At 40.8% G+C, this 1006-nt stretch carries 2 protein-coding genes; both read left to right on the forward strand.

Annotated features, from left to right (window positions below; all coding sequences use genetic code 11):
- Positions 1 to 387, forward strand: a 387-nt coding sequence (locus ACOMCU_RS28065; protein WP_421052307.1) for a Zn-binding domain-containing protein, incomplete at its 5' end; no start/stop codon positions are given.
- A 426-nt stretch (positions 388 to 813) separates the two neighbouring features.
- Positions 814 to 1006: M15 family metallopeptidase (locus ACOMCU_RS28070; RefSeq protein ID WP_421052308.1), on the forward strand; the 193-nt coding region annotated here is incomplete at its 3' end.

Raw genomic sequence — 1006 nt, forward strand, 5'->3', positions numbered from 1 at the left:
GATGAAATGCATACAAGTTCGTCATGGTTATCGTTTGCAGCGCCAGAAAAATGGTCAGAGGAAGAATTAACAGATGCTATGACGGGAGCTGCCTATGCGATGAATGCGTTTATCCCGCTATTCATCCAATGTGATAGCAGTGATGTAGCAGTCGTGCCACAAGTAAAGGCAACCCATAACGAGCAACCGACGTTTTTTGTCTATGATAAGTACCCTGGTGGCATCGGTTTAAGTGAAAAGGTCTACGAATTGTGGGAAGAGCTTCTAGTAAAGACACAACATCATGTGGCAAATTGTCCTTGTGAATCAGGCTGTCCATCCTGTATAGGAGCGCAAGATTCTTTCGGTAATTTAAAACAAAAAGTAGTCAAGCTTCTTCATATTTAACACGAGATACCAAAGAGGGTTTGAGAGGAAAAGTCTAGGGCTAATCCTTCAAGCCCTCTTCTTTGATTAGTTTTTGAAGCATTTTACGGTTAATTCCTGTTAGTTTTTGAAGTTCATGTCCAGAAGCGACAGGGTGTTTCTTCAAAGCAGAACGAAGCAACTTCAGTCATTCTGTTCTCAGCTCGTTATTGCCCTTTGCTGGCGCTATATTTTTAAATTCAGGCAGGTATTAAGAACATCTTCATCACTGAAACATATCGCTCACAAGCACGCCAAAATTATCTCTATGCACAAGGGCGAACTAGAGCAGGGCAGATTGTTACTTGGACATTGAATAGCAATCATAAATCTCGCTTAGCATGGGATATTGCTGTTGGCCCCCCACAATCTCTATATAATATGACTACATTAAACTGAGTAGGAGCTATAGCTAAAAAGTTAGGCATAGAATGGGGAGGTACTTGGACGAATGCTATTGACCGACCGCACCTTGAAGTGAAAACGAATTGGTTAATGCCGAAGGGCTACAAAGTAGAAGGACAAGTAATTGTACCAAGCAACAGTAAATATAAAGTTCAATTAATTGTGGATGACAAAAAGGAGGAAATTAAAGTGACAA

This window comes from Lysinibacillus sp. UGB7 (assembly GCF_049058285.1).
Lineage (GTDB): Bacteria > Bacillota > Bacilli > Bacillales_A > Planococcaceae > Lysinibacillus > Lysinibacillus sphaericus_B.